The sequence below is a fragment of the Acinetobacter sp. SwsAc2 genome (assembly GCF_013391465.1).
Taxonomy (GTDB): Bacteria; Pseudomonadota; Gammaproteobacteria; order Pseudomonadales; family Moraxellaceae; genus Acinetobacter; species Acinetobacter johnsonii.
Window position 1 is genome coordinate 37,584 of record NZ_JACBEZ010000019.1, and the last position, 24,247, is coordinate 61,830.

At 42.0% G+C, this 24,247-nt stretch carries 20 protein-coding genes and 1 riboswitch; of the genes, 11 read left to right on the forward strand and 9 right to left on the reverse strand.

The genetic code is table 11. The annotated features are described in order from the left end of the window. Positions 1-246: 246 nt before the first annotated feature. The 3 genes from HYI04_RS09895 to HYI04_RS09905 all read right to left on the reverse strand — a co-directional run bounded on the left by HYI04_RS09895 (position 247) and on the right by HYI04_RS09905 (position 3,790). Complete coding sequence (locus HYI04_RS09895; RefSeq protein ID WP_010327489.1) at positions 247-969, reverse strand: glycerophosphodiester phosphodiesterase; 723 nt, start codon at positions 967-969, stop codon at positions 247-249. A gap of 306 nt (positions 970-1,275) precedes the next feature. Beyond that, positions 1,276-1,854 (reverse strand): cob(I)yrinic acid a,c-diamide adenosyltransferase, encoded by a 579-nt coding sequence (locus HYI04_RS09900; protein ID WP_010327488.1) that lies wholly within the window; start codon positions 1,852-1,854, stop codon positions 1,276-1,278. Positions 1,855-1,954: 100 nt separating this feature from the next. After that, entirely contained in the window at positions 1,955-3,790 is a 1,836-nt protein-coding gene (locus HYI04_RS09905; RefSeq protein WP_029575107.1) for a TonB-dependent siderophore receptor, read from the reverse strand. Positions 3,791-3,824: 34 nt separating this feature from the next. Beyond that, a riboswitch (cobalamin riboswitch) is annotated at positions 3,825-4,032 on the reverse strand. Between the two features lie 143 nt (positions 4,033-4,175). Here HYI04_RS09905 and HYI04_RS09910 point away from each other — a divergent pair. The 4 genes from HYI04_RS09910 to HYI04_RS09925 all read left to right on the forward strand — a co-directional run bounded on the left by HYI04_RS09910 (position 4,176) and on the right by HYI04_RS09925 (position 8,212). Beyond that, positions 4,176-4,817 carry a phosphoribosylanthranilate isomerase gene (locus HYI04_RS09910; protein WP_010327486.1) on the forward strand — a complete coding sequence of 214 codons (642 nt, stop codon included), beginning with the start codon at positions 4,176-4,178 and terminating at the stop codon, positions 4,815-4,817. Next, entirely contained in the window at positions 4,801-6,030 is a 1,230-nt protein-coding gene (gene trpB / locus HYI04_RS09915; protein WP_010327485.1) for a tryptophan synthase subunit beta, read from the forward strand. The genes HYI04_RS09910 and trpB overlap by 17 nt, the downstream gene beginning before the upstream one ends. A 514-nt stretch (positions 6,031-6,544) precedes the next feature. Further along, the gene (locus HYI04_RS09920; protein ID WP_010327484.1) at positions 6,545-7,057 is read left to right on the forward strand and encodes a DUF1543 domain-containing protein; all 513 of its coding nucleotides are present in this window, start codon (positions 6,545-6,547) and stop codon (positions 7,055-7,057) included. Between the two features lie 162 nt (positions 7,058-7,219). After that, complete coding sequence (locus HYI04_RS09925) at positions 7,220-8,212, forward strand: DUF2804 domain-containing protein (RefSeq protein WP_010327483.1); 993 nt, start codon at positions 7,220-7,222, stop codon at positions 8,210-8,212. Between the two features lie 48 nt (positions 8,213-8,260). On the opposite strand, the gene HYI04_RS09930 is transcribed toward HYI04_RS09925, so the two are convergent. Beyond that, positions 8,261-10,135 (reverse strand): DUF3413 domain-containing protein, encoded by a 1,875-nt coding sequence (locus HYI04_RS09930; protein ID WP_010327482.1) that lies wholly within the window; start codon positions 10,133-10,135, stop codon positions 8,261-8,263. A gap of 71 nt (positions 10,136-10,206) precedes the next feature. After that, positions 10,207-11,082 (reverse strand): metal-dependent hydrolase, encoded by an 876-nt coding sequence (locus HYI04_RS09935; RefSeq protein WP_010327481.1) that lies wholly within the window; start codon positions 11,080-11,082, stop codon positions 10,207-10,209. A gap of 135 nt (positions 11,083-11,217) precedes the next feature. Between HYI04_RS09935 and HYI04_RS09940 the strand changes: the two genes are divergently transcribed. After that, a complete protein-coding gene (locus HYI04_RS09940) occupies positions 11,218-12,240 on the forward strand; it encodes an AraC family transcriptional regulator (RefSeq protein WP_010327480.1) in 1,023 nt (340 codons plus the stop codon). 52 nt (positions 12,241-12,292) lie between these two features. On the opposite strand, the gene HYI04_RS09945 is transcribed toward HYI04_RS09940, so the two are convergent. Then, a complete protein-coding gene (locus HYI04_RS09945) occupies positions 12,293-13,624 on the reverse strand; it encodes a Na+/H+ antiporter NhaC family protein (RefSeq protein ID WP_010327479.1) in 1,332 nt (443 codons plus the stop codon). Between the two features lie 372 nt (positions 13,625-13,996). On the opposite strand from HYI04_RS09945, the gene trpA reads away from it, so the two are divergent. Genes trpA through HYI04_RS09965 form a run of 4 tightly spaced genes read left to right on the forward strand, consistent with a single transcriptional unit; the run spans position 13,997 to position 17,977 of the window. Next, positions 13,997-14,800 carry a tryptophan synthase subunit alpha gene (gene trpA / locus HYI04_RS09950; RefSeq protein WP_004983629.1) on the forward strand — a complete coding sequence of 268 codons (804 nt, stop codon included), beginning with the start codon at positions 13,997-13,999 and terminating at the stop codon, positions 14,798-14,800. After that, entirely contained in the window at positions 14,797-15,693 is an 897-nt protein-coding gene (accD, locus tag HYI04_RS09955; RefSeq protein WP_004697788.1) for an acetyl-CoA carboxylase, carboxyltransferase subunit beta, read from the forward strand. Before trpA ends, accD begins: the two co-directional genes overlap by 4 nt. Next, a complete protein-coding gene (gene folC / locus HYI04_RS09960) occupies positions 15,690-16,973 on the forward strand; it encodes a bifunctional tetrahydrofolate synthase/dihydrofolate synthase (RefSeq protein WP_010327478.1) in 1,284 nt (427 codons plus the stop codon). The genes accD and folC overlap by 4 nt, the downstream gene beginning before the upstream one ends. After that, complete coding sequence (locus tag HYI04_RS09965; protein WP_372239167.1) at positions 16,964-17,977, forward strand: SPOR domain-containing protein; 1,014 nt, start codon at positions 16,964-16,966, stop codon at positions 17,975-17,977. Before folC ends, HYI04_RS09965 begins: the two co-directional genes overlap by 10 nt. A gap of 26 nt (positions 17,978-18,003) precedes the next feature. On the opposite strand, the gene HYI04_RS09970 is transcribed toward HYI04_RS09965, so the two are convergent. The 3 genes from HYI04_RS09970 to HYI04_RS09980 form a co-directional block, all read right to left on the reverse strand. Continuing rightward, complete coding sequence (locus HYI04_RS09970; protein WP_010327476.1) at positions 18,004-18,579, reverse strand: dual specificity protein phosphatase family protein; 576 nt, start codon at positions 18,577-18,579, stop codon at positions 18,004-18,006. Continuing rightward, on the reverse strand, positions 18,576-19,400 hold the full coding sequence (locus tag HYI04_RS09975) for an MBL fold metallo-hydrolase (protein WP_010327475.1): 825 nt from the start codon (positions 19,398-19,400) through the stop codon (positions 18,576-18,578). Before HYI04_RS09975 ends, HYI04_RS09970 begins: the two co-directional genes overlap by 4 nt. A 309-nt stretch (positions 19,401-19,709) precedes the next feature. Next, the gene (locus HYI04_RS09980; protein ID WP_010327474.1) at positions 19,710-20,351 is read right to left on the reverse strand and encodes a peroxiredoxin; all 642 of its coding nucleotides are present in this window, start codon (positions 20,349-20,351) and stop codon (positions 19,710-19,712) included. Positions 20,352-20,694: 343 nt separating this feature from the next. Here HYI04_RS09980 and HYI04_RS09985 point away from each other — a divergent pair, with 343 nt between their 5' ends. Together HYI04_RS09985 and secA are read left to right on the forward strand one after the other, a co-directional pair. Continuing rightward, complete coding sequence (locus HYI04_RS09985) at positions 20,695-21,120, forward strand: hypothetical protein (RefSeq protein ID WP_010327473.1); 426 nt, start codon at positions 20,695-20,697, stop codon at positions 21,118-21,120. Between the two features lie 214 nt (positions 21,121-21,334). Beyond that, complete coding sequence (secA, locus tag HYI04_RS09990; protein ID WP_010327472.1) at positions 21,335-24,058, forward strand: preprotein translocase subunit SecA; 2,724 nt, start codon at positions 21,335-21,337, stop codon at positions 24,056-24,058. Positions 24,059-24,247 lie beyond the last annotated feature (189 nt).

The following is a 24,247-nucleotide window of genomic DNA, read 5'->3' on the forward strand; positions in this document are numbered from 1 at the left end:
ATAAATGGAAGGTCAATCCATTACTTTTTGCATGGATTAAGCTACAGCATATTAGCATGAGCGAACCTTGGTTCACTAGCATTATTGTACAGATGTATTGTACTAAACAGTAACAGAATACGAATGTTTAGATATCGAAATTATCGAAGCATTTCTAAGCTTTATCGTAGCAGAGCGATCAATATGGAAAATCAATATTTTCAGTGCCACTGCTCATGTAAAACTCAAGTCAATCTTTGGCATTGTTCAATGCTCATCTGCCAAATGTTGTAGCATCATTTTAGGAAAATCGGTAATTAATCCATCAATGCCAAAGTCACGTAAATGTTTAGCTCGCTCGATGTCATTCACTGTCCAAACACTAATGGCTAAATTCGCTTGTTGTGTGGCTTTTAACAAGTCATCGGTTGCCAGTTGGTTCATCCAGCCGATTTGGCAACAGTCGTATTTGAGCGCTTGTTCAATCGCAAGATGTTGAATATCGTCTTCAATCAATAAGCCACGTTTAAATGTTGAGTGTTGATCTTGGAGTGCTTGTAGGATTTTAAGATCAAAACTAGTAATGACCGCACTGTGTTCAAAGCCTCTAAGTTGCTGTGTGAGATGTTGTGTTAGTCGTTCCGCTTCAGCGTGTGTTTCTACAGCTTTGACTTCAACTTCAAGATGTTCAAAGTCCTGCATAATCTGGAGTGCTTGTCGTAGTGTTGGGGTACTTTGCTTTTCCCAGTCTAGCCAAATATGTGCTTGGTTATAGCTATCGAGTTGTGTGCTGCTTAATGGGTAGAGCGCTTGGTCGATACCGGTGGTCCGAAGCATGTTGTCATCATGCATAATGATCAGCTCATGGTCTTTGAGCTGACGAACATCAAACTCAACCGCACGTATGCCCAGATCATGAATATATTGAAAACCGCCGAGTGTATTTTCTGGGGCTTCGCCACGTGCACCACGATGTCCGATGATTCTCATATTGAACCTGAGCTATATACGTCTTTTGAGTGATTGTAGCGCTAAAAATATTTGATTGGGATAGATTCTAAGGTGGAAATATCAGATATGAGTAAATGCGATTCGTAATGGTTTGAGGCAGAACTGAATTTGAATGAAAGGCTTCTGTGATATTCAAGATAAGAAAAGGCATTTGACGAGTTTTACGATTGGAAAAATGGTTTTGATTGCTTTGCCCAAAAGAAAAGTAACATCAAAAAGTCTTGCAGTGAATTGATCACTGCAAGACTCCGAAAAGATCTATTTCGTTCTAAAACTTAGAAACGTTTAAATAGTTTCATTGATATTTTTTTGCCAAAGCACTTCTGAGCCACCTTCAGCGCGTTGTAAAGCACGCGATGCAACAAAAAGCCAATCCGATAAGCGGTTGAGTAACTGTAGTGCGGTGTTTTGAATATTTTGATCACGCGTGTGTACTGACATTAAGCTACGTTCAGCTCGGCGACATACCGCTCGTGCTTGATGTGCATAGCTACATGCTAAAGAACCCGAAGGTAAGATAAATTCTTTCAGCATGGGTAAGTCTTCATTCATGCGGTCAATTTCTTGTTCAAGAAACTCAATACAAACAGGTTGGAGCAAATGATAGTTGGGAATGCACACTTCACCACCTAAATCGAACAGCCAATGTTGAATGAGGCTTAAGCTTTTATCCCATGTGGCTTTGTCCGTGATTTGACTTGCGGTAATTTGAGCACGAAGTACGCCAATTGTTGAATTAAGTTCATCCACATCACCAAGTGCGGTAATTCTTAGATCATCTTTAGTGACACGTGATCCATCACCCAGACCTGTGGTGCCTGAGTCGCCAGTACGGGTATAAATTTTACTTAAACGGTGGCCCATAATTTGTCCTGCCTAAAGAATGAAAAAAAGGATAATGCCGGTCAAAACATTATCCATAAACTGCGCTGTTTTAAATTGTTTTTTGAGTCTTTAGATTAAATTAATAACGGAAAGTGACTCCTGCGGTAGCTAGACGGCCGCTTGCAAGGTAGTAAGAACTAACTTCGTTATTCCATGCTGCTTTATAAGTTGTATCACCGAGGTTATGAATGTTTGAGAAAACTTTGACGTGTGGATTAATTTGCCAATAAGCATTCATATCAATCGTTGCATATCCAGGAATCTCTTGAACATCTTTAGATGGACCTTTAGCAACTAAAGAAGTTGTAAAGCCATAAACGCCATTATCCCAACCAGCAGATAATGTAAAGTTTTGACGTGGACGGTTTGGGGCATCTTCGTCAGTATCATCATTTTTTGGTTGTACATAAGCATATTCTGCATTTGCAAATAAGCTATCCTGTTTCCACTTTAAACCAAGCTCGGATCCAGTGAACGTTGCTTTCTTCAGATTATAAAACTTAAATCCTGTAGAGGCATCAGATACCATGAGGTTATCGACTTTGGTTTGATAAACAGAACCATACAGTTGAATACCGTAATTAAGGGAATGATCAAAACCTAGTTCATAAGAAATACTTTCTTCTGGTTTTAAGTCTGGGTTACCGCCCCACCATGATGGTTCAGAAATAATTTGGCCTACAACAGGTGCTCTAAACGCTGTACCTACGTTGGTATAAAAACTTGTCTTTGGTGTGGCAAAGTAGCGAGCAGCGAGTTGACCAACTGTGTGTGTTCCAAACTGCTGATTATCTTCTACACGAACACCTGCTTGGGTTGAGAATAAGTCATTTTTAAACTGGTGTTGTATGTAATAGCCAATAGTTTCATTGTCTGATTTAAAGCCTTCATCACCTACATAAGCTGCAACTTTCTCTGCTTCAGTTTTATTGTATTCAACACCAACGAGTATGTTTTGGTGTTGGGTGAATTGCCATTTTAAGTTGGAATCAATTTCTTGCTGCTCAGTATTTACAATAGACGGATATGAGCCTTTTACTACTTCATATTGGTCTTCAAATTGAGAAAGACGCGTATTCCAAGTTAGGCTATCGCTAAAGTTTAAGTGGCCTTGGACATTGTATAGGCGGTTAAGAAAATCATAAGCTTTAGGAGCGCCGAAGGAAAAATAATCGCCCGTTCCTTTATTTTCTTTAACTTCAGCAGAAAGACCATAAGCTTCTTTTTCTACGCCAACTTTCGCGCTATAGCCTTTTTGGTCAAAGCCTGCTTTACGGTCATCATTGGCAATAATTTGATCACCATCAGTTTCAAAACGTTGACCGCGGAGCTGAGCATAAAAACCGTCTTCTGCAACATCAACACCTAAAATAGTTTTATAGGTACTACGTTCACCCGCTTCAACCGTTGTGAATATTGAGTTTTCTGTTGGAATCTTAGAAATGAGTTGAATCACGCCCCCAATTGCATCAGTACCGTATTGGACTGATGCTGGGCCTTTAAGGATTTCAATTTGTTTAACATCCGAAAGATCAAAAAGGGGAATGTTAGTCCCAGCTACAGTTGCAATATTTGAGCGCATCCCATCTTGTAGAAATAAAGTATGTGATGCATTGGTTCCGCGTAAATATACTGATGCTGTTTGTCCGTAGCCGCCGACTTGCTTAACAGTTAGCCCTGCTTCTTTAGTAAGTAAAGTTGGAAGATCTGTAATTGGAGACTGTTCAATGGTTTTTTCATCAATTACAGAAATACGCGCTGGTACGTCTTTAACCTTTTCTTCAGAACGTGTTGCAGTGACAACTAGTGTATCTAAAGATGCATTAATGCTGTCTTGTGCAGATGCAGAAACGGAGAAACCCATCGCAATAGCGATTGCGCCCACTAAAGCTGTAGGCTGAAATAAATTTGGCATGCTGGCTCCATACATTCACCCCCCGTGAATGATTGAGTTAAATGGCGCAATAAGCAGGTCTCCGGACTTAAATATAAATATTGCGAACAATATTGGTATATCCATCTTCCCACACGAGTGCAGTGATGTAAGTGCAAACACTTATAAAGATATACGTTTCGTTTTACCGTTGCGGGGGCAGTGTTGGACTCTCACCAACTTCCCTAAAGCATAGTGCTTAGACTTATTGCATTTGGGCGAAGTATAAGGTTTGTATGTGAATTAAACAATCTATGTAAAGATTTTTCAGGATGAACTTTACGCAAGGTGAAAAAATTGCATTACAATGATTCGCCCTGTTATTTATAGATCAGCTATAAATAGGGTTGAGCCAGAGTCATAACCTATGCGAACCCGTGCCAAAATTTGTGGAATTACCCGTAGCCAAGATATTCAAGCTGTGGTCAATGCCGGGGCAGATGCAATTGGTTTTGTATTTTTCCCGCCTAGTCCACGCCATGTCAGTGCCGCTCAAGCTAAAGAATTGATTCGACATGTGCCTGCCTATGTGCAAACTGTTGGGCTTTTTGTGAATGCCACTGCGGATGACATTGCAGATGTGTTAAAACAAGTGGCGCTCGATATCATTCAGTTTCATGGTGATGAAACACCAGAAGACTGTCAGGCAATTGCGGCACAAGTGGGACGTCGTTGGTATAAAGCCATTCAAGTGAGACCTGAACTGGATGTAGTAGCAGAAGTTCAACGCTTTCAACAGGCAGGGGCAAGCGCAGTGCTCTTAGATGCATGGCATCCTGAACTGAAAGGGGGAACAGGACACAGTTTTGACTGGTCTCAATTCCCCAAACTGGATATTCCTTTAATTTTAGCTGGTGGTTTAACCCCAACTAATGTTGAAGACGCTATAAAGACGACTGGGGCTTATGCTGTAGATGTCAGCGGAGGCGTCGAATCCGCTAAAGGTATAAAAGACCAACAACTTATAGAAAACTTCATGCAAGGAGTCCATCGTGGATCAGCAAAGTAATGTGATTGACTATACCCAATACCCAGATGAACGTGGGCATTTTGGTATCCATGGCGGACGTTTTGTGTCAGAAACTCTAATGGCAGCATTAGAAGACTTAGAAAAGCTCTATTTCCGTATGAAAGATGATGAGCAGTTTCTGGCAGAATTCGACCGTGACCTCGCCTATTATGTAGGTCGTCCTAGTCCTTTATATTATGCTGAGCGATGGTCGAAAGAATTGGGTGGTGCGCAAATTTACTTAAAACGTGAAGACCTCAATCATACAGGTTCACATAAAGTGAACAACACGATTGGTCAGGCTTTATTGGCAAAATTGTCGGGTAAAAAACGAATTATTGCTGAAACTGGCGCAGGTCAGCACGGTGTTGCAACGGCTACGATTGCAGCGCGTTTAGGGCTTGAATGTGTGGTATTCATGGGTGCAGAAGACGTGAAACGTCAAGCCATGAATGTCTATCGTATGCGTTTACTCGGTGCGACCGTTGTGCCTGTGGAAAGTGGCTCTAAAACATTGAAAGATGCCATGAACGAAGCAATGCGTGATTGGGTGACCAATGTTGATTCAACTTACTATGTGATTGGTACAGTTGCAGGCCCGCACCCATATCCTCAATTGGTTCGTGATTTCCAATCGATTATTGGTCGTGAAGCTCGCAAACAAATTCAGGAACAAGCAGGGCGTTTACCTGATGCCTTGGTAGCATGTGTAGGTGGTGGTTCAAATGCAATGGGCTTGTTCTACCCATTCTTAAACGATGCTGATGTGAAAATGTACGGTGTTGAAGCTGCAGGTTATGGCATTGAAACGGGCAAACATTCTGCACCGTTAAATGCTGGTCATGTTGGTGTATTGCATGGTAACCGTACATATTTGATGTCTGATGAACAAGGTCAGATCATTGAAACCCATTCGATTTCAGCAGGTTTAGATTATCCAGGTGTAGGCCCTGAGCATAGTTTCTTAAAAGATATGCACCGCGTGGATTATGTGCCAATCAATGACAATGAGGCTTTACAAGGTTTCCGTGATTTAACCCATATTGAAGGGATTATTCCAGCACTGGAAAGCTCTCATGCCATGGCCTATGTGACTAAACTTGCGCCAACCATGTCTAAGGATCAAATTATTATTGCGACTGTTTCAGGCCGTGGTGATAAGGACTTAATGACTGTGGCACGTATTGATGGCGTAGAAATGGTTGAGATGTAATTTTTCCTTTGGTGTGAAGCTTCTCTCTGTGGAGAAGATTATACAATATGAAAATCGTGCTGAAGTAATTCAGCACGATTTTTTTGAAATAGACGTTTATCAAAAACATGAATAAGTGAAGGCGACATGGATGTTGCCCGTTGAGTAGCTTTACAGGGATGTAATGTCCGCTCAACAAGATGGTTTTGTTACTTTTGCTGAAACAAAAGTAAGATATTTCCTCCCAATGAAAGCTCTGGTCAAATCTATCTTACTGGTCATGTAGCGTTATCTGCATTTTGACGGAGTCTTGCTGCTTACACCTCAAATGTAAGGAGTTCATAATGTTACTTTGGATAAGCCCAAAGTAACCAAAGGCATTGTCATTCGCAAAACTCGTCCTATACTTTCATGTGATTAATGGAGTTGCAAAAACATGTCTCTCGAAGGGTAGTTTACCTCGAACAATTATGAATGATGCTTACGTGCAACGCCTGTTAGCTATAAAAAAATATCTCAAAAGAAAGGAAATAGAATGCCCAACCTATTTATGGTTATGCTCGGTGGTCGCCATGCCCGCGCCAATACCGAAGTCCATGATGTGGTATTTGCAGTCGCTGACAGTTTAGAAGACAGTTACCCACAACTTAAAAATGCATGGTTTGGTGAACAAAAAGGCTTACATATTGATGCTTGGACGCAAGTGAATGGTATTGAATGTCGAGGGAAAAAATACCAAATACAGTTTAGTGATGCCCAGCCTCAAGTCACAGATGCAAAACTGTGGCTCATCAATTTAGGTGGTTATGACGCACGTGAATTTGGGGAGTTACATCGTTATGTACTCGTCGTTGCTCCGCATACCGCGGAAGCTAAACAACTTGGCAAACAATATTTTGATCAAAAATGGCAAAAGCAACATACTGACCGTGTTTTAGACGTTGATGACTGTATTGCGATTGATTGTGTATATGGGCGTTATGTGGTTTTGGTTGAAGCTGAGTTTGATGCAAACATCTGGGAAAATACATATCTGATGTTAAATTAAGGTTGGATCATTCTTAATTTTTAAGTGGTGTCTTCAAATGAAAGAGAGTAGGTTTAGCGAACAATTTGATGAAAAAACAAACTAAAGACTTTTCACCTTTAAAATTATAGGCATAATAGGCTTAGGGATATTAATTAACTTTTGCTTAAGGATAAAGCATCAATGGATTTGATTCAGTCCAACGGACAACCCCATTATGGTCGGTTTAGCGAACTTCCAAAAACCATTGATTTAAATAAGTATCAGTATAAAACCCCATATGGTGAAGTACTTACGGGATGGCGGAAAAAGCTGAAATATAAGAAATTTAAGTTTTGTAGCATTCAACATGAACACTACACCATTGGTTTAGCGATTGCTGATATTGCTTGGGCTGGGCATGGTTTCGTTTATATTTACGATCATCTCAAAAATGAAGTACTTGAATGGAACGCCGTGAATTTTCTGGCGCGTAAAACCGTTTTAGATGAACAGCCTTTGTATAACCAAAGTGTGTTTGCAAATTCACCGTTTCAAATTGAAATTCAGCATGCTAATGGGGTGCGCTATGTTCAAGTCACCAAGTATGGTGAAATTAAGCTGAGTGCCCGTATTTTCTGCGCAGGCACTGATCCATTGAGTATGTGTAGTCCAACAGGGATTAATGGCTGGACTTATACCCAGAAATTGACCACCTTAGCTTGTGAGGGTTTTTTTACCAATAAAGCAGGGCAGATGATTCAGTTTAACGAGCGGACTTTGGCTGCGTTAGATGATACCTGTGGCTTCCTCCGGCCAGAAACAGCTTGGTTTTGGCTCTCTTGTAGTTTTTGGGATGCTGAGGGCAGACGTATTGGTCTGAACTTAGCCTCTGGTGTGAATGAAAGTTTTGGTAATGAAAACTGTCTGTGGGTGAATGGAAAGCTCTACAACGTGAGTGATGTTCTGTTCCAAATGAAAGAAGAAGGGCGTTGGAGCATTCGTTCTCTAGATGAACGCTTAAATTTAACCGTGACCACAGGTTGGCGCCGTTTTGAAAACCTAAATTTGCGTCTCGTGGGCAGTCAGTTTAGTCAGTGGCAAGCCAAGATTAGCGGTACAATTCAGCAGGGTGATCAAGAGATTGTATTGCTGAATGAATATGGGCTGCTCGAACAGCACTATGCAAAGTGGTAAAAAGACCTGTGATAAAAAACCGACATCATGCCGGTTTTTCTTTTGCCTTTATTTATTAAAACGACTAATTTGCTCCAATGCTGCTTGAACATGAGCATAGTTTGGCTCTTGATCTGACATTGGCTGATTCTTTTTATCTAAGATTTCGAACTGCCCAACAGCCCCCACTTCTAAGATGTTTTTAGGGGTAACAATGCCATATTTACTATAGCTTGAGGTTAAAATCCAATCACGTTGAATTTGTGGTCCCAACAAATCTTCACCCACTGAATAGTCGTGAATTTTTGTGGTCACACCCAAATAGTTCTTCATGAGAGTTGGAACAATATCTTGATGGCTAGTTAAAACTTGGTTATTCCATAGTTTATCAGCTTGAATCTTCGGACCAATGATTGCAAAAGGAACTTTGACTTGAGGGTCGGTAAAGTTACCATTATGTCCCCAGAAGTTTTGAAGATTATCATTCACCTCTTGTCCGTGGTCGCCAGTAATGATGACCAATGTGTTTTCTGCATCACCCGTTTCTTTTAGTTTATCTAAAACCTGTTTCACAATGCTGTCGACGTAGTGCACACTGGTTTTATAACGATTCATCATTAATGAACGATCAGAATCATTACTTAACTTGAGATAATTAACCTCATCCAGCATAGGTTTGTACTGGTGTGGATAGTCTTTAGGGAAGCTGTATCCGTGTGGGGAGTCGTAAAATAAAAATGAAAAGGTCGGTTTGTTTCGATCTCTTTTTTCATACCACTTTAACCAATCCTGCGTTAGTTCTTCATCTATACCCCCCGCCACTTTGCCAGAAGAACCAATACGTAAATTTGGCACTTTTGAAAACGCGGTTTCGTGGAATTCAGGGTTGGTTAATTTGGCAGCAGCAAATAAACCGAGTTGATAATTCAGTGCTTGCAAACGGTCAATAAATACTGGACTTTGGCGGTTCACAATCATGCCATGCCAGTAAGTACCAGGAATACCATAAAACATGCCGAAAATACCTGTGCGTGTGGCATTTCCTGTTGAATAGTGTTGATTAAAAATCTTTCCGTTCTGCGCATAACTCCACAAGTTTGGTGAGTTATCTGCATTAAATGTATCTGCACGCCAAGAATCAATCACGATAAACATAATATTGGTGGGTTGCTTTGGAGCTTCTCCAACAATCGGCGTCAGCGGATAATTCAGGTCACTTTTACGTTCTAAAGACATAGCCTTTTGTTTTTCTAAAGCTTCTTCATCAATCCAGCCGTATTTTTTCATGGTTTTATTCGAGGTCATCGGATAAAACATTGGTAAATAGCGTTGTGTCATGGTCACAGGCTGATACACATGTGCCGCTGCCCAAACATGGATACCATTACTTAAAAGTAACGTGACAAACACTAAGCCTGTAAACTTTTTACCAATGCTCCATGAAAACGTGGGTAATTTTTTCTCTAAGAATCGAATGAAGTAAAATTGTGCCGCAAAAATACAGGTAATCGCAGCAATGACCATCAGCCATGTTGAGAGTGAGAAACTCACAACCTGACCTGACATCACCAGTTCCAACATGACAGTATTGATGTGGAAACGGTACTGTGCATAAACAAAGGTATCTATGATCAGTGCAATGAGTGCCAAGCTAGCAATACTTGCTTGCGTAATATGACGTAGCGTATTGGGTAGAAATAAGCTCGGAATCAAGATCAAGCCAATCAGGGACGCAAGCACAGTCATGTGCGAGAATGTTCCAGTAAATAAGAAACTGAATCCCAGTAAATCTGTTGGAAACTCAGATAAATACAGGAAATATCTGCAAGCAATGAGCATCGAAATCACTGCATTGACCATGATCAGATAACCAAGAACGCGGAGTTTGAATTTAAACGACATTTTTAACTTCGGATGTAATTGGACATACAAATTCAACTTCATATGCCCATGTTTTAAGATGGGCGTATGATACCTAAACTCATCCAAAGTGTATATTTGTTGCGCTTACTGAATTATTTCCCAGCTTGCCAAAAAGCTTCACCTGCTAAAATTGGGTCATGACTTTCTGCTAGGGTGTCCATCCAAACATCGTACTGTGCAATCACAGGATGTTGATTGGGATGAAAGTCTTTCTTAAACCAATCGAGATATTGACCACGCATCCGAGACAGTATCCCTTTTTTCCCAAAGAACCAGGGCAGTCCTTTACGCATCATTTGCAAGCGTTGAATACGGCTAAAGCCATCATGCTTGAGCATGACATCTGCACGATAGGTAGTGAAACCAAACATCATCACCGTGGTAAAGGCCAATGCAAATAGACGCGTTGTTTCGGGTACATGTCCGACTTGTTTCATCACATCAAACGCCACATCACGGTGTTCCATTTCTTCAATGGCATGCCATGCAAATAAAGCACGCACATAAGGATGAGCCTCAGCCAACGTGGCTTTATGGCTATAAAAAGTCTCGGCCATCAGTGCAGTTAAATGCTCTGCCGCAGCCGTCATGGCAATGTTGTACTGAGGTGAGCGTTTACTCAGTTCAAATTTAAAAATTTTATTTAAACGCTGAATAAACTGATCGACTGGCATGCCTTGTTCTCGCATGACTTGATTCATTTTGTCATGGGCAATGCCATGCTGTGCTTCCTGCTTAATAAAATCGCTTACACGTGCAGCTAAGCTTGGGTCTGTAATTTGGTCCCGAAACAAACGCACGCTTTGAATAAAATAGCGTTCTCCATCGGGGAAAGTGAGGCTGAGTGCATCAAACATACGCGTCCGAAATGGGTCACCGCCAAACCAAAAACGGGGCACTTCATCAAGCTTAAAATTGAGTTGAGTTCGCACAATTGGTTCAATAGGGGCTGTAACAATGGCATTCATTTTGTTTTACTTCATTTGCCTTGGATGATTGCAGTATGTCGGAGAAAATGCAGTTTGTTTTGACAGATATTGCCATTTTTTATACATTTTACGCCAATGTGAAAATATCGCATGTCAAATAGTGGGTGGGCTATCATGCAAGAATTACAAATCCCCAATGGTTATTTTCAGCTCTGGAACATGTACCTCTTAGAGCAAGGAATTGATTTTCATCAACTCGGTTTTTTAGCGCAATATCAGTATGATCTGGAGCATGTATTACAACTGCCAATCGATACCCAATCGCCATTTTCGTTCTTTCAAACGATTTTACAACTGACGCGAGAACAATTGGATTGTCCTCAGTTGATTATGGAGATGGCAAAATTTATTCAACCTGAGCATTTTGGTGTTTTAGGTTATATGGCCACACGCAGTAATAGCGTGGCTGAAGCACTGAGTTATGTGATGCGTTTTAGTCGTTTGGTGATTGATGGTGCTGAAGTTAGTCCCATGCAGATGCAGCAAAGGGGCAGTGAGATTTGGCTGACTTGGCCTTTTCTCAATGAGAAATATGCTTCACTGAATGAAATGACCATGGCATCCATTGTGCATTTGGCCAAGAAAATTTTTCCCGATCAATTACAGTTCTTAAAAGTCCAAATGGCGCATCCAGCCCAAATGGCAAAGTATCATTATCAAAAATTTTATGGCTGTGAAGTGAGCTTTAATCAAGCCTGCTATGCCTATGTGATGAATGTGGACAGTTTGACTTTAAAATCGGGTTTTGCTGATCCTTCTTTAACGCAGCTTTTACTGAAACAAGCAGAGGTTGCAATTGCCCTCAAGCCTCGTTATGAAAGCGTATTGCAACAGATTCATAGCGCCGTGGCTGATTATCTTAAAGCGCATGCAGAAGCCCCTAAAATTGAACAGATTGCTAATGAATTACACTTGTCAACGCGGACCTTACAACGCCAGTTACAAGACTGGGATAGTTCATTTAAGCGAGTACTTGAGTCAGAGCGCATGAAGCGATGTGAATATCTCTTACAACAAGGTTTGAGTTTAACTGAAATCGCCTTACAACTCGGCTATTCGGGACAGTCTGCTTTAGCGCGTGCCTATAAACAGCACAGTGGACAGACCTTATTACAGTTGAAACGACAACTGAAATAACAGCAGGCATAAAAAAAGCGCCTTTTGGAAGGCGCTGAAATGTATGAAATGATCAGGCTGATTTCAGTCGTGGAAAACGGAATGCAATTGCAAGGATGGCAAAGATTGCCAGTATCCAACAGTAGTAAATGCTGCCGATGAGTTCAACTGGTGAAAGCTTTGCAATTGAGCAGGCCAATAGAAGTTGTGCACCATAGGGAATAAGCCCTTGTACAACACATGAAAAGATGTCGAGCAAAGCGGCTGCACGTTTTGGGTCTACGCCATATTCTTTCGCGACTTCACGCGCCATATCGCCCGATAAAATAATCGCTACAGTGTTGTTGGCCACAAAAATGTTGGAAAACACCACTAAAAAGCTCAATCCGATTTCCCCTGCGCGCTCACGACCAACTTTAAATAAACGGGTGAGGCTGTAAATACGTTGAATAAGCCAGTCGAGACCACCTTCTTTTTGCATAATGGTCGAAAGACCGCCCAAGAACATCGACAGTAAAGCGACTTCAAACATACCAACAAAACCATCATAGATGGCTGTGTTGAGTTGAATGACGGTAAATTCTGGCTGTGTAATCAGTCCCATCACCCCAGAGAGCACTACACCGACTGTAAGTACCGCAAGCACGTGTAAACGACTGAAGGCGAGGAAAAATACCACGACATAGGGCAACACCAGCCAAGGATTAAAGTCTTTGGATTGAATGGTTTCGGTTTGGTGAATGCTAAAGAAATAAATCGCGATCGTGACTAAAGCTGCAGGTACTGCAATCCAGACATTAACGCGAAACTTGTCTCGAAGCTGAACGTTTTGACTAGTGGTGGCTGCAATGGTGGTATCCGAAATCATTGAAAGATTGTCACCAAACATCGCACCGCCCACGACCGCACCTATGGCATAGACTGCAGCAATATCAGTGGCTTGAGAGAAACCAAAGGCAATGGGTGCACAGGCCGCAATGGTGCCCATTGAGGTACCCATTGCTGTTGCAATGAACGCTGAAATAATAAATAGCATCGGTAACACAAAGGCGGGTGGAATTGCAGACAAGCCCATTTGTACTGTGGCATCTACACTGCCAATGGCATTGGTGGTACTGGCAAATGCACCTGCCAGCATGAATACCATGAACATTAAGATAAGGTTCGGGTGACTTGCACCGCGCAGAAAGGTTTCGATGCCTTGATTCAGTTCACCGCGATAAATCAATACCGCCAAAATAATGGCAGGAATGGCCGCAACAGGTGCTTTCATTTGATAGAACGCAAACTCGGTTCCAATCACAGAATGGTAAATACCACTGCCTAAGAAAATGGCTAAAAAAACAATAAGCGGTAACAGCGCAAGCGCACGTGCTTGCACGAAACCTGAGTTATCGGTGGTCATAGGAGATAGGGAAATGAAAGAATGTGCGTAGTATAATGCAGGTTTTGCTATTTCATAAAACTTTAAATGTAAAAGCTAAGCCACCTATTTTTATCATTTTTTTGCAAATAAAAATAAGTTTATCTAAAACTTAGACATTTTGGTATTTCCTAAAATTAGGCATCTTTGATCATTGAGAAAAAAAGCGAAATATCAGTAAATGGTGCTTTACGGTTGTTCTGAAAATATTTGACGAAAAATGAATTGGAACGCGAACGCGATGTGCTCTATTCAATGAGTAAAAAATAGCGTTACAATGCAGCGTCTTGTATTTTTACAAAGCCAACTCCTCAGTAGTTTTAATTTTAAACAAGTTAAGGAAAGCACAACCCTATGTCACGTTTAGCCACTCGTTTTGGACAGCTTAAATCTCAACAGCGTAAAGCTTTGGTTTCTTATGTTATGGCTGGTGACCCTCATCCACAGGTAACAGTTCCTTTGTTACATCAGATGGTTGAGGCGGGTGTAGATGTGATTGAACTCGGTCTTCCATTTTCAGACCCTATGGCAGATGGTCCTGTGATTGCCCTTGCTGCAGAACGCGCATTGGCAGGTGGCACCAATACCTTAGACGCTTTGAATATGGTCAAAGAGTTCCGTCAAAAGGATCAAGAGACCCCAGTCGTATTGATGGGTTATCTGAATCCAGTTGAAGTCATTGGTTATGAAAAGTTTGTATCGACTGCGCATGCATGTGGTGTCGATGGCATTCTACTGGTGGACTTACCACCAGAAGAAGCAGCAGAGCTTGATGTTGTATTGAAGCAATTTGATATGGATCAAATCTTTTTACTAGCGCCAACCTCAACGGACGAACGCATTAAACATGTGGTGAAACAGGCGAGTGGTTTCATCTATTACGTGTCTTTAAAAGGGGTCACAGGTGCAGCAACTTTAGACGTTGCTGAAGCTGCAAACCGAATTGCGAAAATTAAAGCAGAAACAGATATTCCTGTCGGTGTTGGTTTTGGGATCAGTGATGCGACATCTGCCAAAGCAATGGGCGGAGTGGCTGATGCTGTGATTGTTGGTAGTGCTTTTGTTAAGCAATTTGCAAGCTTAGCACCAGAACAAGCCGTGGTTGAAACGGTTAATAAAGTCAAGGAGCTTCGAGCAGCGCTCGATGAGTTAGTATGAGTCAAGATGTTAAATCAGGGAAAATCCTAAGCCCATCGACGCCATGGACTGAACGTGGTGTACCCGGTATTCAAGTACCTGATGAGCAAACCTCACTCAAGGCGACGTTTACAGAACCAACGATTGAATGCCCTGAGTGCCATGCACTTGTTACACGTACTGCAATGTCATTTAACGCGTATGTTTGCCCTCAGTGTGATGAACATTTGCGTATGAAAGCCCGTGATCGTTTGAATTGGTTCTTTGACCAAGTGCAAACAGAGTTGGGACAAGAATTTAAAGCCAAAGATCCGTTGAAATTTGTCGACTCAAAGCCATATCCAGCGCGTATGAGTGAAGCACAGACCAAAACAGGTGAAACTGAAGCCTTGGTGGTGATGCAAGGTTTACTTAAAGGTATTCCTTTGGTTGCCTGTGCCTTTGAATTTGACTTCATGGGTGGTTCAATGGGTACGGTTGTTGGTGACCGTTTTGTGCAAGCGGCTGAAAAAGCCATTGCGGACAAACAACCTCTGATTTGCTTTGCTGCTTCGGGCGGTGCACGTATGCAAGAAGGCATGTTGTCTTTGATGCAAATGGCGCGTACATCAGCAGCCATCCAAAAAATGAAAGACGCGGGTCTGCCATATTTGGTGGTGTTGACGCATCCTGTTTATGGTGGTGTAACGGCATCTTTAGCGATGCTCGGTGATGTACATATTGCAGAGCCGAAAGCGATGATTGGTTTTGCTGGTAAACGCGTGATTGAACAAACGGTACGTGAAAAGCTAGAAGAGCCGTTCCAGCGTGCGGAATACTTGCTTGATCATGGTGTAATCGATCAAATTGTTCACCGTCACGCATTACGTGATACAGTTTATCGTATTGTCGCGAAACTGATGAATTTGTCTTGAACACAGCACCACTTGCAACAGACTCTTTAGAAACATGGCTCGATTATTGGGGCCATGTTCACGTTACGGGGATTGATTTAGGATTGGAACGGGTCATTCCTGTAGCTGAAAAGCTCGGTGTGACGCGTCCCGATGCTAAAGTTTTAACCGTAGCGGGAACCAATGGAAAAGGTTCGACCACCACCACACTGGCTGCCATTTTAAATGCGCAAGGCTATAAGGTGGGACTGTATCAGTCACCACATATTTACCGTTTTAATGAACGGGTTAAATTGCGTGGTGTAGAGGTCGATAACCAAAGCTTGGTCAATGCTTTTGTACAAGTGGATCAAGCGCGCCGTGATTGTGATTTAAGCCTCTCGTTTTTTGAGGCGACTACACTCGCGGCTTTTGTCATTTTTAAAGACCAAGCATGTGATGTTTGGGTGCTTGAAGTGGGTCTAGGTGGTCGCTTAGATGTGGTCAATGTAATTGAACCCGATGTTGCGGTGATTACCAATATTGGTTTAGACCATACCGACTGGTTGGGCGATACCATTGAAAAGATTGCTTTTGAAAAGGCAGGTATTATCCGTCCCAATATTCCTGTGGTGTTTGGCGGCTTACAACAAATCCCTCAAGCGATTATCGATAAAGCGGATGCTTGTGCTGCAAAACTTTATGCAGTGAATCGTGACTATTTTTATCAACGCAGTGAGCATGGTCAGTCGTGGATGTTTGCATCCTCTGGTACAACCTTAAAATTACCGCAGGGTGCACTCGCTGTTGAAAATATTTCAACAGCCGTTGCTGCTGTTTTATTGAGTGGTTTAACGGTTACTCAAGTGGCTATTTCTGAAGGAATTCAAAACGCAAAATTGCAAGGTCGTTTTGAAATTCGCCAAATACAGAACAAAACAGTGATTTTTGATGCAGGGCATAACCCGCATGGTGTTGCTTTTTTATTAAATCAATTGCGAAATTTCCTAAAATACAATAAACAGTACACTGAAGTAGTCAGTGTTTTCTCGATGTTGGCAGATAAAGATGTGAAATCTGTCACAGAGTTATTGAAAGACTCCATACAAACGTGGAAAATTGCGGCATTAACGGTCCCGCGTGCAGCTCCAATTGAACAATTGGATCAAGCGCTGCAAGGGCAACATGTGCAGCACTTTGACAGTGTGAAATTGGCTTTTAAATCAGCGCTCGACGAAACAAAGAATAATCAGCTGATTTTGGTATGTGGTTCATTTCATACCTTAGAAGCGGTATGGGAGTATTTGGAAGAATGTCAATGAATAGCAAACAACGTTGGATGGGTGGCGTTGTTTTATTAGGTGGTGGTGTCCTTTTGGCGGCATTACTGCTTAAAGGCAAAGAAGAAATACATCAAAATAATATTAAAACACCAGAGCTAGTCACACAAAATGTGCAACGTAATGCCGAAGGTGAGTTGGTTCAACTTCAGCCGTTAACGGTTGATGTCGAAACAGAAAAGCGTTTGCTGGAACAACAACGTGTAGCACGTGAAAAATCGGTTGCTGAACAAGAAGCTCGTGCGGCCGAATTTTTAGCAATGCAACAGCAAGCCGAAGCAGATGCTGCACGTAAAGCAGCGGAAGAATATGCCGCGTTGAATGCGCACCGTAATGCTGCACAGCAAAGCTCGGACAACATTCCACCAGAATTGGTTGAAGATGAAAAAGCCAAGCAACAGCGAATTGCTACGGACAAAGCGGCTGAAGTAAAGAAGTTGGAACAGCAAAAGCTGCAAGCGCGTACTGAAGCTGAAAAAGCAGCGGCTGCAAAAAAACTGGCTGAGCAAAAAGCCTTAGCAGAAAAGCAAGCACTTGAAGATAAAGCTAAGCGAGAAGCAGAGGCTAAACGTAAAGCAGAAGATGAGCGTAAGGCTGAAGCGAAAAAAGAAGCTGAACGTAAAGCAGATGCTGATAAAAAAGCGGAAGACAAACGTAAGGCAGATGAAAAGCGTAAAGCTGATGAAGCCAAGAAAAAGGCGGAAGCTGAGAAAGCGCGTGATTTGCTTGAACATGGCGATAAGCAATGGATGGTACAGGTGGCATTGGCTGCCAATGAAGCCAATGCGGATGCACTGGCTGCTAAGCTTCGTGCCAAGGGTTATAAGGTCACTAAAAGTCCAACCTCTAAAGGCGTACGGATTATGGTGGGGCCATCCAAAGACCGTGATACTGCCGATGCAGCCCGCAAGAAGATTACTTCAGATGCGAGCCTCGGCATGAAGTCCGCATGGGTGATTGACTGGGTGCCACTCGACAAACGCTAAGATCGGATTCAACCTAATTGCCTTCACTAAGATGGATTCAACAGTTGCTGTTGAATCCATTTTATATTTTCGGGACTAAATAACGGTTCGATATTTTGCCAAATCGGATGAAAACCATAACCGCCATATTTCATCTCAGCCAAGGCATCAGCGGTAGGCCAGTTTTGAAAGATAATGCGGTACATAGCTACACTCGCACCTGTACGGTCTGAGCCATGGTAGCAATGCAGTAAAACTTTTTGCTGGTTTTGCTCCGCATGTTGAATTTGCTGCATCACCTTTAACAAGTCTTCTCGGTCAATCGCCCATGTATGAATCGGGATATGTACCAGTTCAAACCCTTGGTTGGACAGTTTTTTAAGGTCTTGATTGCGTGAGCGTAAATTAATAATCACATCAATTTCTTGCGCCTTTAAACTCTGAACTAAATCTTGATCGGGTTGCTCACTACGAAAAACAGTTTCACTGATTTGATAGAAATTATGCGCAGGTTGGATAGACTGTCCCCAGTGTTGTGGACGCTCTGTCTCGGGCAGCGCAGGCGTAGTCATACAGCCAGAAACACTGATACACAGAGAAAGAATAACAAGATATTTGGTCATAGGATCAGGCTCTGATGGTGTGAAAGTTCAACCGGATCATGCGCGCAAAAGATTTCGATACGTGGTTCCGACTGTGCCAATTGTTGAATTTTATGCAGGTTGCTTAAACGCTGTGCATTATCTTCGGCAAAAAATACTTCCAAGGCATTTAAGCTGCGAAGTCTGTTTTGGGGATTGAGTTCTAGGTGGGAGTAGTAGGCATCCCCGCAGAAGAGTGTCCAACCCTGTTGGGTTTTAATGGCAATGCCACAGTGACCTTCAGTATGCCCAAACAGTGGAATCAAAAGAATCTCATTATGAAATAAGTCAAACCCTTGCACTTGAGTCAAATTAAACCATGCGTCACCGTGGATCGGCTCAATAAAGTGCCAATGGCGATGCTGCTGAAATTGTTGTGTTTTATAACGGGCTTTATTTTTAAATGATTTCAGGTTTTGTGCTGCATTATATTCGTTAGACAGAATATGTACGGTTGCATTGGGAAAGTCAGAAATACCCCCCGCATGGTCAAAATCCAGATGTGAAACCAAAATATGTTTGACATCCTTTGGGCTAAAGCCAAGTTTTTGGATTTGTGCAATTGCGGTTAATTCTAAGTTTTGTTCAATTTTTCCAATTCGAGCCACCAACTGCCCCAAACGCTGCTTGGTGTGTAGATAGTCCTGTATGCCTAAGCCCGTATCAATCAGCACCAGCCCTTGATCTGTTTCAACCAAAAGACAATGGCACACAACCTTAGCTTGAAAACCTTTTTGACCAAAGAGAGGGGCACACACTGGACACATGGTGCCGCAATGTAAATGGTGAATGTTATAAATCATAAAGTCGTTTTTATCGTATTGTTTTGATTGTTATAGCGGAAGATGTGAGTTTTAACAGTTTGATTTTGTTAAAGAGTCATGTGTATCTGCTTTAAGCGGAAAAAAGCCTGTCGATTGACAGGCTTTCAAAAGTTCAAACTCGGCTCGTCATTGGAGTTTGAAACGATCATACAAGGTGACTCTGAACGTATTTTTATGGGTTAGTTTCCTCTTTGGATTGCTTGGAGCTCAGTGTCCCATTTTTGTTTTCAATAGGGCTGCTCGGTTAAAACTTCGGGCTTCGCTTGTCTAGTGCAAGAGTAGAGTATTTTATCCTTGCTCAGGCTGTGGAGTCAGGCGTAAATACGGGGTGACTGCTTTATAACCTTTCGGAAAGCGCTGTGCGATTTCAGCTTCATCTTTGAGTGATGGCACAATCACCACATCTTCGCCTTGTTGCCAGTTCGCAGGAGTTGCAACTTTGTAGTGATCGGTCAGTTGCAGTGAGTCAATCACGCGTAAGATTTCATGGAAATTACGACCAGTTGATGCAGGGTAGGTAATAATCAAACGGACTTTTTTGTTTGGGTCGATAATCACTAAAGAGCGAACCGTTAATGTTTCACTGGCATTGGGATGGATAAAACCATATAACTCAGACACTTTACGGTCTTGGTCGGCAATGATCGGGAAGTTCACCGTGGTGTTTTGGGTTGCATTGATGTCTTTAATCCAACCCTGATGTGACTCGACATCATCGACTGAGAGGGCAATGGCTTTTACGCCACGTTTTTCAAATTCATCTTTGAGTTTTGCGGTAAAGCCAAGCTCGGTGGTACATACTGGCGTGTAGTCAGCAGGATGTGAAAATAGTACTCCCCAGCTATCGCCTAAAAATTGATAAAAATCGATTTCGCCTTCGCTCGAAGCCTGTTGAAAGTTGGGTGCGATGTCGCCTAAACGTAAACTCATGTTGAACCTCAAATTATCTTTATGTCTATGGAATGAACATCACTATGGCGCAATTTCTTTTGCATGAAAAATAGTGTTTTATTATTTATTTATACAAAATATTCATAATTAGTCGGATAGGTGTTCTGTATTTGGGTATACCAAAGATGACCTCATTGTTGCTCTAGAGACCGCTTATTTGCATATTTGGTAACGGTGTTTAGACGAGATTATTTCTGCTTCTGAAGTGTATCGCTCTATAGAATTGATCGCGTATATGATTGGCTACAATTCTTTTCATTATTGATTTATATTTGTTTTTTAAAGCAATTTCACAAAGTATAAAAACTTGAGTATTAGAACAATGAAAAAAATAGGTATCGCCCTGACTTTAGTGTTATGGGGACTGGAAGTAACCCATGCGCAGAATGGTGGGCAATTGAAACAAGCCCAAGTCAGTACTGCTTGCCAAACGCCACAACAAATTACAGATCAATATCTAGCGTCTCAAAAAAGCCTTACACAGCGGAAAGTGGCACTGTCTCAGGCTCTCGAGCGTGAGTTGGCTCAAGGTCAGAATACGAATGCGAGTAATGTCTATAATATTACCTGCGTACAGCTTGTTCCGATTCTTACCGCAATGCGGGTCAATGATGAACAACTCTTGGGTTTCCTACAGAGCATGAATCCAAGTCAGTCCAATAATGGGGTGAAAGCCTTGCTGCGGCAAAATCAAGCACTTGAAAGCAAAACCTTGAATAACTGCGAACAATTAAAGTCACTACTTTAAAAAAGACCTTGAATCCTGATGAGTTCGGATGAAATCTCTATGTCGGCTGTTTAAAATTTGTTACATTAGTTTGCCTTAGATTCGACGGGCTAGAAACAATGAATAGATTTTTTAAATGGTTTTGTGTAAAGCCCTTGTACTTCAAATTTCTAGCACCATAATAACGACTAAGAAAACATATTCATTTGACAAGCAAGATTTAGAGAGTCTATTCATGTTGGCAAGTCTGATCGGAGGAATCTTCGGTACCAAAAATGAGCGCGAACTCAAACGCATGCGTAAAATCGTAGACAAGATTAATGCGCTCGAGCCGACGATATCCGCTCTTGGCGATGCAGACTTATCTGCAAAAACTGAAGAATTTAAACAACGTTATAACAAGGGCGAAAGCCTCGATAAATTACTCCCGGAAGCATTTGCCGTCTGCCGTGAAGCAGCTAAGCGTGTAATGGGCATGCGTCATTATGATGTACAGTTGATCGGTGGTATTACCTTACACGAAGGTAAAATTGCAGAGATGCGTACAGGTGAAGGTAAAACCCTGATGGGTACCTTGGCGTGTTATTTAAACGCGATTAGTGCTCAAGGTGTTCACGTCATTACTGTGAATGACTACTTGGCACAGCGTGATGCTGAATTAAACCGTCCGCTGTTTGAATTCTTGGGTTTAAGCATCGGGATTATCTATTCCATGCAAGATCCAACAGAGAAAGCTGAAGCCTATCGTGCTGATATTACCTACGGTACCAACAACGAATTTGGCTTTGACTATCTACGTGACAACATGGTGTTCTCGCTTGCTGAGAAAAAACAACGTGGTTTGATCTATGCCATCATCGATGAAGTTGATTCGATCTTAATTGATGAAGCGCGTACGCCTTTGATTATTTCAGGTCAAAGTGATGACTCTTCACAGTTGTATGCTGCAATCAATAGCATTCCACCCAAACTGCATGCGCAGAAAGAAGAAAAAGTGGCGGATGGTGGTCATTTCTGGATTGATGAAAAACAACGTTCTGTTGAAATGACAGAAATTGGTTTTGAAACGGTTGAAAATGAACTGATTGAAATGGGCTTGTTGGCTGAAGGTGAAAGCCTGTATTCATCGACTAACCTAAACCTAGTTCATCATGTTACTGCTGCCATTCGTGCGCATTACTTGTATCAACGCAATGTGCATTACATCATCAATGATGGTGAAGTGATCATTGTCGATGAAAACACAGGACGTACCATGCCAGGTCGTCGCTGGTCAGAAGGTTTACACCAAGCAGTTGAAGCAAAAGAAGGCTTAGAAATCCAGCCTGAAAACCAAACGCTTGCAACTACGACCTTCCAGAACTATTTCCGTCTATACAAAAAGCTTTCGGGTATGACTGGTACTGCCGATACTGAAGCTGCGGAAATGAAAGAAATTTATGGTCTAGACGTGGTGATCATTCCAACGCACCGTCCAATGATTCGTCTCGACCAAAACGATTTAATCTATTTAAATCGTAATGGTAAATACAATGCAATTATTCAAGAAATTCAACGCGTACATGAGTCTGGTGTAGCCCCAATTTTGATTGGTACAGCAACCATTGAAGCTTCTGAGATTCTTTCTGATAAATTACGTGATGCTGGTATTCAGCACGAAGTGTTGAACGCGAAACAACACGAACGTGAAGCGGATATTATTGCGCAAGCGGGTGCACCGCGAGCAGTAACTATTGCAACCAACATGGCAGGTCGTGGTACAGACATTCTGCTCGGTGGTAACTGGAAAGCTTTACTGGCAAAAATTGAAAACCCAACCCCTGAAGATGAAGCGCGCTTAAAAGCCGAATGGGAACAAAACCATGAAATGGTATTGAGTTCTGGTGGCTTACACATCATTGGTTCTGAGCGTCACGAATCACGTCGTATTGATAACCAGCTCCGTGGTCGTGCAGGTCGTCAGGGTGACCCTGGTGTATCACGTTTCTACTTATCACTTGAAGATGACTTAATGCGTATCTTTGCGGGTGATCGTGTTGTGGGCATGATGCGCGCGATGGGCTTACAAGAAGATGAAGCCATTGAGCATAAAATGGTGTCACGTTCGATTGAAAATGCGCAGCGTAAAGTTGAAGCACGTAACTTCGATATTCGTAAGAACTTATTGAAATACGATGACGTCAACAACGAACAGCGTAAAATTATTTACTCGCAACGTGATGAGGTTTTGGCGGAAAGCACATTGCAAGATTACATCGAAGAGATGCAACGTGATGTGATGAAAGGCGTGATTTCTAACTATATCCCACCTGAGTCAATTCATGACCAATGGGATATTGATGGGCTTGAAAAAGCGTTACGTGAAGACCTTGCGATTGATTTGCCAATCAACCAATGGTTGGAAGATGACCGTCGTTTAGATGAAGAGTCTTTGGTTGAGCGTATTACTGATGAAGTGGTACAGCGCTACCGTAGCCGCCGTGAGCAAATGGGGGATGAAACAGCAGTTATGCTGGAGCGTCACTTCATGTTGAACTCGCTGGATCGCCACTGGAAAGATCACTTGGCGGCGATGGATTATTTACGTCAAGGCATTCACTTGCGTGGCTATGCACAGAAAAATCCTGAGCAAGAATACAAAAAAGAAGCGTATAACTTATTTGTAAATATGTTGGCGATTATTAAATCAGATGTTGTGACCGATTTATCTCGCGTACATGTACCAACGGCTGAAGAGCTGGCTGAAATGGAAGCTCAAAAGCAAGCTCAAGCTGAAGCGATGCAATTGAACTTGTCGCATGCAGACTTTGATGGTTTGTTGGCCGATGATCAAAGCCAATTCGCAGAAGTAGATGCACAGTACGAGCCTGTAGAAGAGTTTGCGGCACCTGCGAGTCGTAACGCGCCTTGCCCATGTGGTTCAGGCTTAAAATACAAACAGTGTCACGGTAAAATCTAAACTGTGAACGAGTGAAAAAGCAGAACTTCGGTTCTGCTTTTTATTGGCATGGCTGAAAAATTGACATTAAGATCAATCCAAATACGATTCTGATTACAGCTAAAGCGTTGCATAATGTGAATAGCATTTGCAGTGTTAGGCATTAAATGCTATTTAGTTGCTCATCATCTAAACCTCTAAAGTGGAAAG